The following is a 14,824-nucleotide window of genomic DNA, read 5'->3' as shown; positions in this document are numbered from 1 at the left end:
AGTCGAATTCAGGCTCTTTTAGTAATACGCTAAAGACCCCCATGCTTTTTTCAAGGATGAATAGGATACCGAACCTTTAAATCCGCCAGGTACAGCTTGATAGTTTAATGCTTGAGTTGCGCCAACTTCAGTAGTGAAGTAACCAAAAATTAATAGGGCTTTCAAGTCTTTGAATTGTTCTTTGTCTTGTGAATTAAAGCCTAATGTTTGTGATTCTAATGCGACTAATAAAGCTGTTTGTTGATCAGCGGTAATCTTGGTAAATGCTTGTGAAAAATTAACTTGGCTTTGTTTATTAATTTTATTCACAATAGTTTTAGCATCTGCTTGTTGTGCTTTGCTATGACACGCGTTTAGTTGATGATCTAAAAAACCATGTGCATCTAATTCTGCTGCACTTGGGGTATCTGTTGCTGGTAAAACGACAGCACAAATATCATGTAATATTTGCATTTCTGCTTGAGAAAACAGTTTACCATTTGTCAGAGTACTGTTGGCTTGAGCTTCATATTTAAACGCTGACGCTAGTGCATTAGTACTGGTTAATTGGGAAATGGCAACGCTTCCCATTATTGCGGTTAAACCACGTAAAAATTGTCTTTTACTATTGTGATAAGCGCTTTCATGTTTATTATTCACGTGTTACCTCAGTCGCTTTAGTTGATTTGCGCATAAATATTACCAATGCTGTAAAAGCAAAGATAAGCACAAAAGGAAAAATACTTAAATTAGCCAATGTTGCTTGGCCTGCTGCTAATTCTGCTAGCTCAGGTGAGCTGTTAGCTGCTAATGCCTCAAGGCGTGCTTTATCGATCCAGCTACCAATAATAGGATTCCACATACTTACGGCAAACATACCAATACCACCAAGTATCGACATACCTAAAGCCCCTGATTTGGGAATGTTTTCAGCGACAAAGCCAACCATAGTTGGCCAAAAATAGGTTACGCCTAAAGCAAACAATAAAGCTGAAAAGTACACCATATTACCTGTCGCTATACTCATGCTGTATATGCCGAGTGTGGTAACGACAGCAGAATAGAGTAATACGCCTGCGGGATTAAATTTATGAATAAGTGGACCGGCAAAATAACGACCTACTGCCATTACACCAGTGATCATTGCCATAATAAGCATAGGCGATGTCCCTGATGAACCGAGAATGCGTTCAATCCATTGTTGCGTGCCTAATTCACTTGTAGTTGTTAATGTCATGCAAAATGCGATAAATAAAAATAAAGGGGAGAATAATGCTTTAATATTAACTGTTGTGGAAGTGTTGATATTTGTTGTTTGAGGGAATTTTTGAGTAAAAATTAAATACCCATAAACTATTGTAGGAATAAGCATAACAGCTATTTGTGCTTGCCAGCCAAAACTCATATCAGTCATATTTTTTGAAATTAATGCGCCAATGACCACTCCACCTGGAAACCATACGTGAAAACGATTCAACATAGTGGTTTTATTTTTGTGATAAATATCAGCAATGAGTGGGTTGCAAGCCGCTTCTACTGAGCCATTTGCAAACCCAATACAAAAGCTGGAAATCAATAATGTCCAGAAGCCCCCTGCATTCATTGTTAGCAATAAACCGAGTAAGTGCCCGATAAAAGCAATTGCGATGAGTTTTTTGGCTCCGAGCAAGTTATAGAGTAGGCCGCCTAGCATGGTTGCCACAGGAAATCCTAAAAAGGCCATGGCGTTAATCCAGCCTAATTGTGTATCAGAAAGGGAGAAATCTTGGCTGAGTTGACCTAAAATACCGGCTCTGATGGCAAAGGTCATGGCTGTTACTGTTAGTGCTAAACAACAGGCAATAAACAACTTATTTTTATTAATATTGGTTGGCATATTTTATTACTTATTTGTAGGTTGTTATAATCCTAGAATATCTCGATTCAAGTTGGCATCTTCACCACTCGCGGCAAAATCATCAAAGGCATGTTCAGGTGTTCTAATTAAGTGTTGAGCAATAAATGGTGCACCTTCTTTTGCACCGTCTTCAGGGTGTTTTAAACAACATTCCCATTCAAGTACAGCCCAGCCATCATAACCATACTGTGTTAACTTACTAAAAATCTGTTTAAAGTCTATTTGACCATCCCCTAATGATCGAAAACGACCTGGTCTATTCTGCCAATCTTGGTAACCGCCATAAACACCGCTTCTTCCATTGGGCCTAAATTCAGCATCTTTAACATGAAAGGCTTTAATTTTTTCATGATAAATATCGATAAAAGCTAAATAATCTAATTGTTGAAGTACAAAGTGACTTGGATCGTACAGTATATTTGCTCGTTGATGATTCCCTGTTGCTTCAAGGAAGCGCTCAAAAGTAATGCCATCATGTAGATCTTCACCAGGATGTAATTCATAGCAGACATCAACACCTGCATCTTCGAACTTATCTAGAATAGGCAACCATCGTTGTGCTAATTCTTTAAAACCATCTTCTACTAAGCCAGCAGGGCGTTGTGGCCAAGGATAAAAGGTTTGCCATAATAATGCGCCAGAAAATGTGGCATGGGCTTTTAACCCTAATTTTGCACTCACTTTTGCGGCCATGCCTACTTGTTCAATTGCCCAGGCTGTTCTAGCTTGCGGGTTATTTTTCACTTCATCAATGGCAAAATTGTCAAACTGTTTATTGTAGGTTGGATGAACCGCGACTAATTGTCCTTGAAGATGGGTTGATAATTCACTTATTGATAAACCTGCATCGGTCACAATACCATTAATCTCTTCGCAATAACTTTCACTTTGATAAGCTAATTCTAAATTAAATAGTCGCTTATCCCAGGTAGGAATTTGTACCGCTTTATAACCCATTGCTGCTACCCACTGACAAATGTCGGCGAGATTATTAAAGGGCGCTGTATCTTGGCAAAATTGAGCGAGGAAAATGCCAGGGCCTTTGATTTGTGATTTAAAAATAGGTTCCATATTAGTTCACTTCCATTGGGGTTATGTTCAATGATAACGCTTGCCACTTCTCATTTGATTGATTGGATTGCACAACGTTTTCGATAAATGCCATGCCCCTAATTGCATCTTCAATACTTGGCACATCAAATTCTTGATTAGAGCAATCTACACCATTTTTATGTGCGCGGATCTGCTTGACAAAATTAAGATATATATTGGCAAAAGCTTCTAAATAACCTTCTGGATGACCTGCCGGAGTACGTGTGGCTTGCTGAGCCGCTTCACACATTTCGCCAACCCCCGTTCTAATTAATTGAGTCGGTTCATTAGGTGATTTTAGCAGCAAGGAGTTTGGCTCTAGCTGCGACCATTCAATACTTTTTTTATCGCCATAGATACGTAGCTTTAAATTATTTTCATCACCTACTGCTATTTGACTCGCGAATAGTAGACCTTTTGCGCCATTAGAAAATTTCAATATGACAGTTCCGTCATCATCTAAAGTTCGACCGGGGATAGATGAGGTGAGATCTGCACATAAATGCGTAATTTTTATACCTGATACATATTCAGCTAAATTAGCAGCATGAACTCCTATATCACCCATGCAGCAACTGACACCTGACTTTTTGGGATCTAATCGCCAGCTAGCTTGCTTACTGTTTTCATCGCTTTTTGAGGCAAGCCAACCTTGCGAGTATTCAACGACAACTTTAACAATATTACCCAATTCGCCTTGATTGATAAGGTGCTTAGCTTGCTTAATTAGAGGGTAGCCATTGTAGGTATGGGTTAGTCCATAAAGAACATCATGTTTTGCTAGTATTGATTGTAAGGTTAATACTTCTGATAAGTTTAACGTTGCGGGTTTGTCTGACATTACATGAAAACCACGTTCAATAGCAGCTTTAGCTATTGGAAAGTGCAAATGGTTTGGGGTAACTATCGCGACAAACTCCATACGTTCATTGACAGGTAATAACGCCTCAGCGATAAACATATCTTCATAGTTGGCATAGCAGCGTTCTTCAGGTAAATAAAGTGCAGCACCTGAATCGATCGAACGTTGTGGGTCGGAACTAAAGGCGCCACAAACTAATTCTATCTCGCCATCAAGAGAAGCAGCCATACGATGAATTGCACCAATAAATGCACCTTGACCACCGCCAACCATTCCCATGCGAACTTTTTTCATCAATTCATACCTAACTTATCGCTACAAAGGATTTACTATATAGAGCGAACGAAGAGGGTGTTATTAAAAATTCGGTGGACAATGCAATAAATTCGGCGTTTAATTTTTGTTTTGAAAGTTTTCGTGTTAGTTTTACCTTTCATAAAATGAGAATATAAATAATGATTATTGAACAGCATTCGACGTCTTTTCTTGAACATATTGGTGTTAAACAGTTAGTTAATATGTTTGATTTATTGTCTAGTGATCTTTTTTGGATTAAAGATAGAAACCATGTTTTTATTCATGCTAATCAGGCTTTAATAGAGCACCTTAATGCAAAGAGTTTAGACAGTATTCTGGGGAAAACTGACTTTGATTTTTCACCTGCTCATCTCGCTAAGCAGTTTTTTCGTGATGATGACAAAATTATAGCGGGCGAACAGGTGACTGAACGATTAGAAATGAATATGAATCATGACGGTGATATTGCTTGGTACACTACATCAAAAAGGCCTATTTTTGACAGTGTAAATAATATTGTAGGCTCGTATGGCATAACTCGACATTTACAAAAACAAGCCATTGCTTTTTCTGGCGTTGATGCCATTAAAGAGCCGGTGGACTATATTAGAAAAAATTATCAAACTCATTTTAGTATTGAACAACTAGCCAATGTAGCCCATTTGTCAGTGAGTGCATTGGAACGAAGATTTAAGAAGTATTTAGCGAAAACGCCTAAGCAATTAATTAATGAAATTAGGTTAGAGAACTCCCGCAGGCTCCTAGTAGAAACTAATATGCCAATTGCTGAGGTAGGTGATGCGACTGGTTTCACTGATCATAGTTATTTCAGCAAACAATTTCGCCTTTTTTTTGGTGAACTACCCTCTGAGTTTAGAAAGAATTATCGTAAGAATGCTTAACTATGACGAGCATTGAGTCAGAAGCTTAAAGATAGATGCAACAACGCAACATGTCATCATCATGAACTTGATTCAGGATCCCAATAGGTATGCTGCATACTACATGAGATTTAGTTCCAGCAGCTAATCATTATTGGTTAATAAACGACAACCAATAAAAAAGGATGCCGAAGCATCCTTTATTCAAAATAATTAAAACTTAATTAATTATTTTCTCGCTGCGTCTTTCGCTGCTTTCGCTGCTTTAACTTCAGCAATTACTTCTTCAGCTACGTTGTTAGGACAAGGCATGTAGTGAGAGAATTCCATAGAGAATTGACCACGACCTGATGTCATTGTACGTAGAGATCCGATGTAACCGAACATTTCTGAAAGAGGTACGTCAGCTTTGATGCGAACACCAGTAGTACCAGCTTCTTGGTCTTTGATCATACCACGACGACGGTTTAAATCACCGATAACATCACCAACGTGATCTTCAGGAGTAAATACGTCAACAGCCATGATAGGTTCAATTAACTGAGCACCAGCTTTTGGAATTGATTGACGGAAAGCACCACGAGCAGCTAATTCAAATGCAACAGCAGATGAATCGACAGCATGGAAGCCACCATCGTATAATTCAATTTCAACATCTAATACAGGGAAGCCAGCAAGAACACCAGTCTCCATCATGCCTTTGAAGCCTTTCTCGATTGCAGGGAAGAATTCTTTAGGTACATTACCACCAACAACTACAGAGTTGAATACGAAACCAGAACCAGGTTCGCCAGGCTTGATACGGTAATCAATTTTACCGAACTGACCAGAACCACCAGATTGTTTCTTATGTGTGTAAGAATCTTCAATTTCTGATGTGATTGTTTCACGGTAAGCAACCTGTGGTTTACCTACTTCTAAATCAACACCGTAAGTACGCTTAAGGATATCTACTTTGATATCTAAGTGAAGCTCACCCATACCACGTAAGATTGTTTCGCCTGAATCAACATCAGTTTCAACCATGAATGTTGGATCTTCTGCAACCATTTTACCAATAGCAACACCCATCTTCTCAGAACCACCTTTATCTTTAGGCGTTACAGAGATAGAAATTACTGGAGCAGGGAAAACCATTGCTTCTAGAGTACAAGGGTCTTTAGGATCACATAATGTGTGACCTGTTTGAACATTCTTCATACCAACGATAGCTAAGATATCACCGGCTTGTGCTTCAGAAAGCTCAGTACGGTCATCCGCTTGCATTTCAACCATACGACCAACACGCTCAGTTTTACCTGTGAACGAGTTAAGAATAGTATCACCTTTCTTCAATGTACCTGAGTAGATACGAATAAAGGTAAGAGCACCAAAACGGTCATCCATTATTTTGAATGCTAACGCTTTGAATGTTTCTTTAGTATCAACAATTGCATATTTACCAGTAGGCTCGCCTGCTTCATCAGTTAACGGTTGAGGGTTAACGTCTGTAGGACAAGGTAAGTAATCAACAACAGCATCAAGAAGAAGTTGCATACCTTTGTTTTTGAATGCAGAACCACAGTATGTAGGGAAGAACATTAATTCGTTAGTACCTTTACGGATACACGCTTTAATTTGCTCTTCAGTCGGTGTAAGTTCACCTTCTAAGTATTCCATTAATAAATCTTCGTCTGCTTCTAAAGCAGTTTCGATCATTTGTTCACGGTAGATAGCAGCATCATCAACCATGTCAGCAGGAATATCTTCAATTGTGTAGTTTTCTGGAAGACCAGTTTCGTCCCAGATGTAAGCTTTTTGGCTTAATACATCAACAACACCAACGAATTCATCTTCTTCACCGATTGGTAAAGTCATAATAAGCGGTTGAGCACCTAGTACTTTTTTAACTTGGTCTGTTACACGGTAAAAGTTAGCACCTAAACGGTCTAATTTGTTAACGAAGATTAAACGAGCTACTTTAGAGTCGTTAGCATAACGCCAGTTAGTTTCTGATTGTGGCTCAACACCACCACTACCACAGAATACACCAACACCACCATCAAGAACTTTTAATGAACGATAAACTTCAACAGTGAAATCAACGTGACCAGGAGTGTCAATTACGTTAAAACGGTGTTTTTTCCATTCACATGTAACCGCTGCAGATTGGATGGTAATACCGCGCTCAGCTTCCTGTTCCATGAAATCGGTAGTTGATTCACCGTCATGAGTTTCACCAGATTTATGGATTTTCCCGGTTAATTTAAGGATTCGTTCAGTTGTTGTGGTTTTACCAGCATCAACGTGAGCGAATATACCAATGTTTCTGTACTTAGATAAATCTGCCATTGTTTTACTCTATTTAGTTTAAGGTCTATTCTGCTTTCTTTCTCCTTAACACTTTATATAAGTAAAGGAAGAACAAAAATACAGAATTGTTGAAAATTTGCGCGCGAGTATAACATTACTCAATTAAGATCGATATAACATTGAGAAAAAAAATGTAAATGTTCACTCGTTCTGTTTATATATAGGAATATTAATAAAAAGATATAGTAATATTACTAGAAATAGCAAATAAAAAAGCTAGGTTTATCGTAAATATGCGCCTAGCTATTATTTTTAAGTTGCTTTAAAAGATTATCTAAGTTCTCTACGTAGTAATTTTCCTACCGTAGATTTAGGAATTTCATTAATAAAAATGACATGCTTAGGTACTTTATATGCTGTTAATCCTTGGCGACAAAAGTCAATAACATCTTGTTCAGTCATATTACTATATTGGGCATCTTTATTTTTCACAACAAACAGCTTAACTGCTTCACCTGTTTTTTCATCCGTTACACCAATACAAGCTGACTCTATAATGCCGGGCATGTTGGCTATTTCCGCTTCAATTTCATTAGGGTAAACATTAAAACCTGAGACATTAATCATATCTTTTATACGGTCTACGATATGGAAAAATCCCTTTTCATCGAGCATAGCAACATCGCCTGTTTTAAAATAACCATCGAGTGTCATGCAATCTTCTGTTGCGTGATCATTATTCCAGTAGCCAGACATGACTTGTGGGCCTTTAGCACATAATTCGCCAGCCTCACCTTGTGGCACTTCATTACCATTATGATCTCGAATAGATATGTCAGTATTAGGAAGGGGAATACCGATACCAGGTACATAGATTTCTTCACCATTAATGGTGGCACCAAAATTCAATGATAAAACGGGGGACGTTTCTGACAATCCATAACCTTCTTGAAGTCTAGTCCCAGTGACTTGTAACCATTTATCTGCCACAGCTTGTTGAACGGCTGCGCCACCACCAATACATAGCTTTAATGCAGAAAAGTCTACTTGATCAAAACCTGGTGTGTGCAATAGGCCGTTAAATAAGGTATTTACTCCAGTGAACGTTGTTGCAGGTGTGTTTTTCCATATTTCGACAAAGCTGGGCATATCACGAGGATTCGTAACTAAAACATTTTTAGCGCCGAAGGTAAAATAGGCTAGGGTGTTCGCCATTAAGGCGAAGATGTGATACATAGGAATCGCGGTAATAACAATATCATTACCGTAGTCTATTTCATTTTTAGCAAATTCTTCATACTGCAATATATTCGCAATTAAATTACCGTGACTAAGCATAGCGCCTTTTGATAATCCGGTGGTGCCACCGGTATATTGTAAATACAATAAATCGTCTTGGCATAGCTTAGGCTCCGCTAATTCACTATTCTTTCCTTGAGCTAAGGCGTCGGTAAAGCTAATAGTATGACTTAAACGCTCATCAATAGGTTCACACGGTAACCCTTTGTTGATTAAATCATCTAAATTAATGGTAATCACATTCTTTACGTTAGTTTTGCCAATAACATCAGCGAGCATTTTAGTTGATGAAGAAAATATAATGATAGTGTCTACTTGGGCATCATTAAGTTGATGCTCTAATTCGCGCGGTGTATACATTGGGTTTACATTTACCTGTACTCCTCCAACACGAATAATGCCCCACATAGCAATTGGGAAGCATAAAGTATTTGGACACATTAAGGCGACACGATCGCCTTTGGTAATATTCAACTTGTTTTGTAAAAAAGCGGCAAAATCTCGTGATAAGCTATTTACCTGATTGAAGGTCAGTTCCGCGCCAAAATTACTAAAAGCTGTTTGCTGTTGATATTTAGCCGTTGTTTCATGAAATAAGTCTATTAATGAAGTGTAACGGGTTAAATCGACCTCATGAGCTACATTTGTAGGATAATTAGTAAACCAAGGTTTATTCATGTCCTTCCCCTCTTTATATGATGATAATTATTATGGTTAATTCTTTTTATAGTTATTTCGAGTGTAATGAATATTCAATTGAAACGCTATTAGGTTAACAGGCTGAATATTTAAAACTTAGCAATGAGTAATTAATACTTGCTCATATTCTAATCTTATGTATAATACGCGACCACATTCAGGAGAACTGGGTGTAGTTTTGTTTATACAGTTTTGTCTGTTTTATAAAGATAATCATTCAAACGTAAACAAACTAAGGTATTAACGTATTAGTTATTTCCTTATACAGCAACGCTAATTTTGCGTTGAATGTTTATTTAGTAATACACCCCCTTCCAGTACATAAGGAAGCAGAGGGATGTATTTTTTTGTTCTTTTAAAAGGGGATTTGATAAATGTCAAATCAAAGAATTCGCATTCGTTTGAAAGCGTTCGATCATCGTTTGATTGATCAATCTACAGCAGAGATCGTTGATACTGCTAAGCGTACTGGCGCACAGGTTCGTGGTCCTATTCCACTTCCAACTCGCAAAGAACGTTTTACAATATTAACTTCTCCACACGTTAACAAAGATGCGCGTGACCAGTACGAAATTCGTACTCACAAACGCATGATTGATATCGTTGAGCCAACTGAAAAGACTGTAGACGCATTAATGCGTTTAGATCTTGCAGCTGGTGTTGATGTTCAAATCAGCTTGGGCTAAGAGGAGTTTTAACAATGACTATAGGTCTAGTTGGACGTAAAGTGGGTATGACTCGTGTCTTCACAGAAGATGGCGTTTCTACTCCTGTTACAGTTCTAGAAGTTGAAGCGAACCGTGTTTCTCAGGTTAAAACTGTAGACAACGATGGTTATTCAGCGCTTCAAGTTACTACGGGCAAGCGTAAAGCAAGCCGTGTTAACAAACCAGCAGCTGGTCATTTCGCTAAAGCAGGCGTTGAAGCAGGTCGTGGCCTGTGGGAATTCCGCTTAAATGCAAATGAAGGTAGCGATATTGAAGCTGGCAGTGAAATCACTGTTGAGATTTTCAATGAAACTAAATTAGTAGATGTAACTGGTACCTCTAAAGGTAAAGGTTTCCAAGGTGGTATCAAGCGCTGGAATTTCAGCATGCAAGATGCAACTCATGGTAACTCGATTTCTCACAGATCTAACGGTTCGTTAGGTCAGTGTCAAACACCAGGTCGCGTTTTCAAAGGCAAAAAAATGTCTGGTCACATGGGTGCTGTGCGCGTTACTACACAAAACCTTGAATTGGTTCGCGTTGACGCAGAACGTAACTTGTTGCTTGTTAAAGGCGCAGTTCCGGGTGCTATCAACGGTAACGTAATCATCAAACCAGCTGTTAAAGCTTAGTCCAGGAGATTTTGTGATGGAATTATCATTAAAAGACGCATCAGGTGCTCTTGAAGTTTCTGAAGCAACTTTTGGACGTGAGTTTAATGAAGCTTTAGTACACCAAGTAGTAGTTGCATATGCAGCTGGTGCTCGTCAAGGTACTCGTGCTCAGAAAACTCGTTCAGAAGTTAGCGGCGGTGGTGCAAAACCATGGCGTCAAAAAGGTACAGGCCGAGCTCGTGCCGGTACTACTCGTGGTCCAATCTGGCGTTCTGGTGGCGTAACATTCGCTGCTAAACCTCAAGATCACAGTTTAAAAGTTAACCGTAAAATGTATCGTGGTGCTATTGCTAGCATCTTATCTGAATTAGTTCGTCAAGAACGTTTAGTTGTAGTAAACGATTTTTCGGTAGAAACACCTAAAACTAAAGAATTAGTTGCTAAGTTGAAAGGCTTAGAGCTTAAAGATGTATTGATTGTAACTAAAGAAGTTGACGAGAACTTGTTCTTATCAGCACGCAACTTATATAAAGTTGACGTTCGTGATGTTGCAGCAATTGATCCTGTAAGCTTAGTTGGTTTCGAAAAAGTTTTAATTACTGCTGATGCAGTTAAAGAAATCGAGGGGATACTAGCATGATAAACGAAGAACGTTTGTTGAAAGTGCTTTTAGCACCAAATATTTCTGAAAAAGCAACTGTAGCAGCTGAAGCAAACAACACTGTTGTTTTCAAAGTTACTACTGATGCAACTAAAGCTGAAATTAAAGCGGCCGTTGAGAAGCTTTTTGAAGTTTCTGTTGTAGGTGTTAATACACTTAATGTTAAGGGTAAAGTAAAACGTACTGGAGCTCGTTTTGGTCGTCGTAACGACTGGAAAAAAGCTTACGTAACTCTTGCAGAAGGTAGTGACATCGACTTCGTTGGCGCTGAATCATAGGAGTAGTTAAAATGGCTATTGTAAAATGTAAACCTACTTCTCCGGGTCGTCGTCACCTAGTTAAAGTGGTAAACAAAGAGCTTCATAAAGGTAAGCCTTACGCACCATTATTAGACACTAAGTCTAAGTCTGGTGGTCGTAACAATAATGGTCGTATTACCGTTCGTCATATTGGCGGTGGTCATAAGCATCATTATCGTATCGTTGACTTTAAACGTAATAAAGATGGTATCCCTGCGAAAGTTGAACGTTTAGAATACGATCCAAATCGTAGTGCTAACATCGCTTTAGTATTATATGCAGATGGTGAACGTCGTTACATCTTAGCCCCTAAAGGCTTAAAAGCTGGTGATTCTATCCAGTCTGGTGTTGATGCTCCTATTAAAGCGGGTAATACTATGCCTTTACGCAACACGCCATTAGGTAGTGTTGTGCATGCAATCGAACTTAAACCAGGTAAGGGCGCGCAAATTGCTCGTGCTGCTGGTACTTACGCACAATTAGTTGCGAAAGATGGTGCTTACGTTACTTTACGTCTTCGCTCTGGCGAAATGCGTAAAATCGAAGCAGATTGTCGTGCTACTTTAGGTGAAATCGGCAATGCTGAACACATGCTTCGCTCTCTGGGTAAAGCTGGTGCTTCACGCTGGCGCGGTGTTCGCCCAACTGTTCGTGGTGTTGCCATGAACCCAGTTGACCATCCACACGGTGGTGGTGAAGGTAAAACATCTGGCGGTCGTCATCCGGTATCACCTTGGGGTGTACCAACTAAGGGTTACAAGACTCGTTCGAATAAGCGTACTGATAAATTTATCGTACGTCGTCGTACTAAGTAATTAGTGCATTAAACTAAATACTCATAATTATCGATTAATTTCGGTAATTAGAGTAATGATAATTAAGGAATCACCATGCCACGTTCCCTCAAGAAAGGTCCTTTTATTGACCTACACTTGTTGACGAAGGTAGAGAAAGCGGTGGAAAGCGGGAATAAAAAGCCAATTAAAACTTGGTCCCGTCGTTCAATGATCATCCCTACGATGATCGGATTGACCATAGCTGTCCATAATGGCCGTCAACACGTTCCTGTATTTGTAACCGAAGAAATGATCGGTCACAAATTAGGAGAATTTGCACCAACTCGTACTTATCGCGGTCATGTCGCTGATAAGAAAGCGAAGAAGTAAGGGGAAGTTAGATGGAAGCAATTGCTATACATAAATTTGCCCGTGGTTCTGCGCAAAAAGCACGTTTAGTTGCGGATCAAATCCGCGGCGTACACGTTGAAAAAGCTCTTGAAATACTAACGTTTAGCAACAAATCTGCTGCTGACTTAGTTAAAAAAGTTCTTAATTCAGCGATTGCTAATGCAGAGCACAATGAAGGTGCAGATATTGATGAATTATTCGTTAAAACAATTATGATTGACGATGGTCCAACAATGAAACGTATTATGCCACGAGCGAAAGGCCGAGCCGATCGCATCATCAAGCGCACTAGTCACATTACTGTGATTGTGTCTGATTCTTAGGAGTATATTAGTATGGGTCAAAAAGTTAATCCTACCGGTATTCGCCTAGGGATCACGAAACCTTTCGCGTCTACTTGGTTTGCTAACAGCAAAGATTTTGCTAGCAACTTAGACGGCGACCATAAGGTTCGCGAATTTTTAAAAGAAAAGCTTAAACGCGCTTCACTATCTAAAGTAGTTATTGAACGTCCAGCTAAATCTATCCGCGTAACAATTCACACGGCTCGTCCAGGTGTTGTTATTGGTAAGAAAGGCGAAGATGTTGAGAAGTTACGTTTAGCTGTGTCTAAAATTGCCGGCGTTCCTGCTCAAATCAACATTGCTGAAGTACGTAAGCCAGAAATGGATGCGCAGCTTGTTGCTGACAGTATTGCTAGTCAATTAGAACGTCGTGTTATGTTCCGTCGCGCTATGAAGCGTGCCGTGCAAAACGCTATGCGTTTAGGTGCTAAGGGTATCAAAGTTCAAGTTAGCGGTCGTTTAGGCGGCGCTGATATTGCACGTGCTGAATGGTATCGTGAAGGTCGTGTACCTTTACATACATTACGTGCTGATATCGACTACGCAATTGCGCGTGGCGACACGACTTATGGTGTAATTGGTATTAAAGTTTGGATCTTTAAAGGCGAAATCATTGGTAAAATGCCACTTGTGGCAGAACAACCAGCGGCTAAACCTAAAAGAAAGAACAACCGCAAAGCGAAGTAAGAGGAATAAGTAATGTTACAACCAAAACGTACTAAATTCCGTAAGCAATTTAAATTACGTAACCGTGGTCTTGCACAGGTTGGTAGTTCAGTTAGCTTCGGTACTTTCGGTTTGAAATCGGTTGAGCGCGGTCGTATGACTGCACGCCAAATTGAAGCCGCTCGTCGTGCCATGACTCGTCATGTTAAGCGTCAAGGTAAAATCTGGATACGCGTTTTCCCTGATAAGCCAATTACCAAAAAACCTCTTGAGGTTCGTATGGGTAAAGGTAAGGGTTCAGTAGAATATTGGGTTTGCCAAATTCTTCCTGGCCGTGTTCTTTATGAAATGGAAGGTGTTCCTGAAGAAGTAGCGCGCGAAGCATTTGCTTTAGCTGCTGCTAAACTTCCGTTTAAAACTACCTTCGTAACTAGGACGGTAATGTAATGAAAGCTAGTGAACTAAAAGCAAAAAGCATTGAAGAGCTTAATGCTGAATTACTAGAGCTTCTACGTGAGCAGTTTAACTACCGCATGCAAGCAAGCACTGGTCAATTAGCACAAACTCATTTGCTAAGAACTGTACGTCGCAATATTGCACGTGTTAAGACTATCATCACTGAAAAGGCAGGTAAGTAATGAGCGAAGCTAAAATCCGCACACTACAAGGCGTTGTTATCAGTAACAAGATGGATAAGTCTATCGTTGTAATGATCGAACGTCGTGTTAAGCACCCTATATATGGTAAGTACATCACGCGTTCAACTAAGTTGAAAGCGCACGATGAAGCTAACGTATGTAACGAAGGTGACTTAGTAACTATTACTGAAGTTGCACCAATTTCTAAGTCTAAGAACTGGAAATTAGTTGACGTAGTAGTTAAAGCTTAATTAATATTTTTTAATTAACTTTATAGTTACTTAAAAGCCCCTAGTATTTATTTACTAGGGGCTTTTTTATTCCTCAACTCACACACAACTTAATAAAATGAAATTGGTACAATTTCTAAGTCTAGCTCTAGCTGATAAAAGGCATGTGGAAATTAGTTG

General features: G+C 39.2%; 18 protein-coding genes. 12 read left to right on the top strand and 6 right to left on the bottom strand.

Going from position 1 to position 14,824, the window contains the following annotated elements:
* Positions 1-18 precede the first annotated feature (18 nt).
* The 4 genes from Q4503_RS10315 to Q4503_RS10300 are packed head-to-tail and all read right to left on the bottom strand — an operon-like array spanning position 19 to position 4,124.
* The gene (locus tag Q4503_RS10315; protein ID WP_303602202.1) at positions 19-639 is read right to left on the bottom strand and encodes a gluconate 2-dehydrogenase subunit 3 family protein; all 621 of its coding nucleotides are present in this window, start codon (positions 637-639) and stop codon (positions 19-21) included.
* Complete coding sequence (locus Q4503_RS10310) at positions 632-1,855, bottom strand: sugar MFS transporter (RefSeq protein WP_303602201.1); 1,224 nt, start codon at positions 1,853-1,855, stop codon at positions 632-634. Before Q4503_RS10310 ends, Q4503_RS10315 begins: the two co-directional genes overlap by 8 nt.
* Positions 1,856-1,879: 24 nt before the next feature.
* Positions 1,880-2,947 carry a sugar phosphate isomerase/epimerase gene (locus tag Q4503_RS10305; protein ID WP_303602200.1) on the bottom strand — a complete coding sequence of 356 codons (1,068 nt, stop codon included), beginning with the start codon at positions 2,945-2,947 and terminating at the stop codon, positions 1,880-1,882.
* Position 2,948: 1 nt separating this feature from the next.
* A complete protein-coding gene (locus Q4503_RS10300; protein ID WP_252727381.1) occupies positions 2,949-4,124 on the bottom strand; it encodes a Gfo/Idh/MocA family protein in 1,176 nt (391 codons plus the stop codon).
* A gap of 161 nt (positions 4,125-4,285) precedes the next feature.
* Here Q4503_RS10300 and Q4503_RS10295 point away from each other — a divergent pair, with 161 nt between their 5' ends.
* Complete coding sequence (locus Q4503_RS10295) at positions 4,286-5,029, top strand: AraC family transcriptional regulator (protein ID WP_215972068.1); 744 nt, start codon at positions 4,286-4,288, stop codon at positions 5,027-5,029.
* A gap of 207 nt (positions 5,030-5,236) precedes the next feature.
* Here Q4503_RS10295 and fusA read toward each other — a convergent pair whose 3' ends face one another.
* Together fusA and Q4503_RS10285 are read right to left on the bottom strand one after the other, a co-directional pair.
* On the bottom strand, positions 5,237-7,339 hold the full coding sequence (fusA, locus tag Q4503_RS10290; protein WP_215972069.1) for an elongation factor G: 2,103 nt from the start codon (positions 7,337-7,339) through the stop codon (positions 5,237-5,239).
* Positions 7,340-7,630: 291 nt separating this feature from the next.
* Positions 7,631-9,277, bottom strand: coding sequence for an AMP-binding protein (locus tag Q4503_RS10285; protein WP_303602199.1), 1,647 nt, complete (start codon positions 9,275-9,277; stop codon positions 7,631-7,633).
* 395 nt (positions 9,278-9,672) lie between these two features.
* Here Q4503_RS10285 and rpsJ point away from each other — a divergent pair, with 395 nt between their 5' ends.
* From rpsJ to rpsQ, 11 genes are all read left to right on the top strand, one after another.
* Entirely contained in the window at positions 9,673-9,984 is a 312-nt protein-coding gene (rpsJ, locus tag Q4503_RS10280; RefSeq protein WP_070375080.1) for a 30S ribosomal protein S10, read from the top strand.
* A gap of 14 nt (positions 9,985-9,998) precedes the next feature.
* The gene (gene rplC / locus Q4503_RS10275; protein WP_215972071.1) at positions 9,999-10,637 is read left to right on the top strand and encodes a 50S ribosomal protein L3; all 639 of its coding nucleotides are present in this window, start codon (positions 9,999-10,001) and stop codon (positions 10,635-10,637) included.
* Between the two features lie 16 nt (positions 10,638-10,653).
* Positions 10,654-11,259, top strand: a complete 606-nt coding sequence (gene rplD / locus Q4503_RS10270; RefSeq protein WP_159822967.1) for a 50S ribosomal protein L4 — start codon at positions 10,654-10,656, stop codon at positions 11,257-11,259.
* Positions 11,256-11,558: a 50S ribosomal protein L23 gene (gene rplW / locus Q4503_RS10265; RefSeq protein ID WP_159821677.1), complete on the top strand. Its 303-nt coding sequence runs from the start codon at positions 11,256-11,258 to the stop codon at positions 11,556-11,558. The genes rplD and rplW overlap by 4 nt, the downstream gene beginning before the upstream one ends.
* An 11-nt stretch (positions 11,559-11,569) precedes the next feature.
* Entirely contained in the window at positions 11,570-12,394 is an 825-nt protein-coding gene (gene rplB, locus Q4503_RS10260) for a 50S ribosomal protein L2 (protein WP_215972072.1), read from the top strand.
* Positions 12,395-12,469: 75 nt separating this feature from the next.
* Positions 12,470-12,745 carry a 30S ribosomal protein S19 gene (gene rpsS / locus Q4503_RS10255; RefSeq protein ID WP_011041718.1) on the top strand — a complete coding sequence of 92 codons (276 nt, stop codon included), beginning with the start codon at positions 12,470-12,472 and terminating at the stop codon, positions 12,743-12,745.
* An 11-nt stretch (positions 12,746-12,756) separates the two neighbouring features.
* Positions 12,757-13,089, top strand: a complete 333-nt coding sequence (gene rplV / locus Q4503_RS10250; protein ID WP_215972073.1) for a 50S ribosomal protein L22 — start codon at positions 12,757-12,759, stop codon at positions 13,087-13,089.
* Positions 13,090-13,101: 12 nt separating this feature from the next.
* A complete protein-coding gene (gene rpsC / locus Q4503_RS10245; protein ID WP_159821674.1) occupies positions 13,102-13,797 on the top strand; it encodes a 30S ribosomal protein S3 in 696 nt (231 codons plus the stop codon).
* A gap of 12 nt (positions 13,798-13,809) precedes the next feature.
* The gene (gene rplP / locus Q4503_RS10240) at positions 13,810-14,223 is read left to right on the top strand and encodes a 50S ribosomal protein L16 (protein ID WP_159821673.1); all 414 of its coding nucleotides are present in this window, start codon (positions 13,810-13,812) and stop codon (positions 14,221-14,223) included.
* On the top strand, positions 14,223-14,414 hold the full coding sequence (rpmC, locus tag Q4503_RS10235) for a 50S ribosomal protein L29 (RefSeq protein WP_159821672.1): 192 nt from the start codon (positions 14,223-14,225) through the stop codon (positions 14,412-14,414). Before rplP ends, rpmC begins: the two co-directional genes overlap by 1 nt.
* Positions 14,414-14,665, top strand: a complete 252-nt coding sequence (gene rpsQ / locus Q4503_RS10230) for a 30S ribosomal protein S17 (protein WP_215972074.1) — start codon at positions 14,414-14,416, stop codon at positions 14,663-14,665. Before rpmC ends, rpsQ begins: the two co-directional genes overlap by 1 nt.
* Positions 14,666-14,824: the final 159 nt, after the last annotated feature.

The organism is Colwellia sp. 6_MG-2023 (assembly GCF_030547765.1).
Taxonomy (GTDB): Bacteria; Pseudomonadota; Gammaproteobacteria; order Enterobacterales; family Alteromonadaceae; genus Colwellia.
The sequence above is the reverse complement of the archived record's forward strand: the minus strand, read 5'-3'. Positions and strand labels throughout refer to the sequence as shown.

What these genes read in the sequence shown, in the direction of transcription:
- Q4503_RS10310 (WP_303602201.1), bottom strand. Translation starts at nt 1,855, where the DNA reads ATGCCAACCAATATTAATAAAAATAAGTTGTTTATTGCCTGTTGTTTA.
- Q4503_RS10305 (WP_303602200.1), bottom strand. Translation starts at nt 2,947, where the DNA reads ATGGAACCTATTTTTAAATCACAAATCAAAGGCCCTGGCATTTTCCTC.
- Q4503_RS10300 (WP_252727381.1), bottom strand. Translation starts at nt 4,124, where the DNA reads ATGAAAAAAGTTCGCATGGGAATGGTTGGCGGTGGTCAAGGTGCATTT.
- Q4503_RS10295 (WP_215972068.1), top strand. Translation starts at nt 4,286, where the DNA reads ATGATTATTGAACAGCATTCGACGTCTTTTCTTGAACATATTGGTGTT.
- fusA (WP_215972069.1), bottom strand. Translation starts at nt 7,339, where the DNA reads ATGGCAGATTTATCTAAGTACAGAAACATTGGTATATTCGCTCACGTT.
- Q4503_RS10285 (WP_303602199.1), bottom strand. Translation starts at nt 9,277, where the DNA reads ATGAATAAACCTTGGTTTACTAATTATCCTACAAATGTAGCTCATGAG.
- rpsJ (WP_070375080.1), top strand. Translation starts at nt 9,673, where the DNA reads ATGTCAAATCAAAGAATTCGCATTCGTTTGAAAGCGTTCGATCATCGT.
- rplC (WP_215972071.1), top strand. Translation starts at nt 9,999, where the DNA reads ATGACTATAGGTCTAGTTGGACGTAAAGTGGGTATGACTCGTGTCTTC.
- rplD (WP_159822967.1), top strand. Translation starts at nt 10,654, where the DNA reads ATGGAATTATCATTAAAAGACGCATCAGGTGCTCTTGAAGTTTCTGAA.
- rplW (WP_159821677.1), top strand. Translation starts at nt 11,256, where the DNA reads ATGATAAACGAAGAACGTTTGTTGAAAGTGCTTTTAGCACCAAATATT.
- rplB (WP_215972072.1), top strand. Translation starts at nt 11,570, where the DNA reads ATGGCTATTGTAAAATGTAAACCTACTTCTCCGGGTCGTCGTCACCTA.
- rpsS (WP_011041718.1), top strand. Translation starts at nt 12,470, where the DNA reads ATGCCACGTTCCCTCAAGAAAGGTCCTTTTATTGACCTACACTTGTTG.
- rplV (WP_215972073.1), top strand. Translation starts at nt 12,757, where the DNA reads ATGGAAGCAATTGCTATACATAAATTTGCCCGTGGTTCTGCGCAAAAA.
- rpsC (WP_159821674.1), top strand. Translation starts at nt 13,102, where the DNA reads ATGGGTCAAAAAGTTAATCCTACCGGTATTCGCCTAGGGATCACGAAA.
- rplP (WP_159821673.1), top strand. Translation starts at nt 13,810, where the DNA reads ATGTTACAACCAAAACGTACTAAATTCCGTAAGCAATTTAAATTACGT.
- rpmC (WP_159821672.1), top strand. Translation starts at nt 14,223, where the DNA reads ATGAAAGCTAGTGAACTAAAAGCAAAAAGCATTGAAGAGCTTAATGCT.
- rpsQ (WP_215972074.1), top strand. Translation starts at nt 14,414, where the DNA reads ATGAGCGAAGCTAAAATCCGCACACTACAAGGCGTTGTTATCAGTAAC.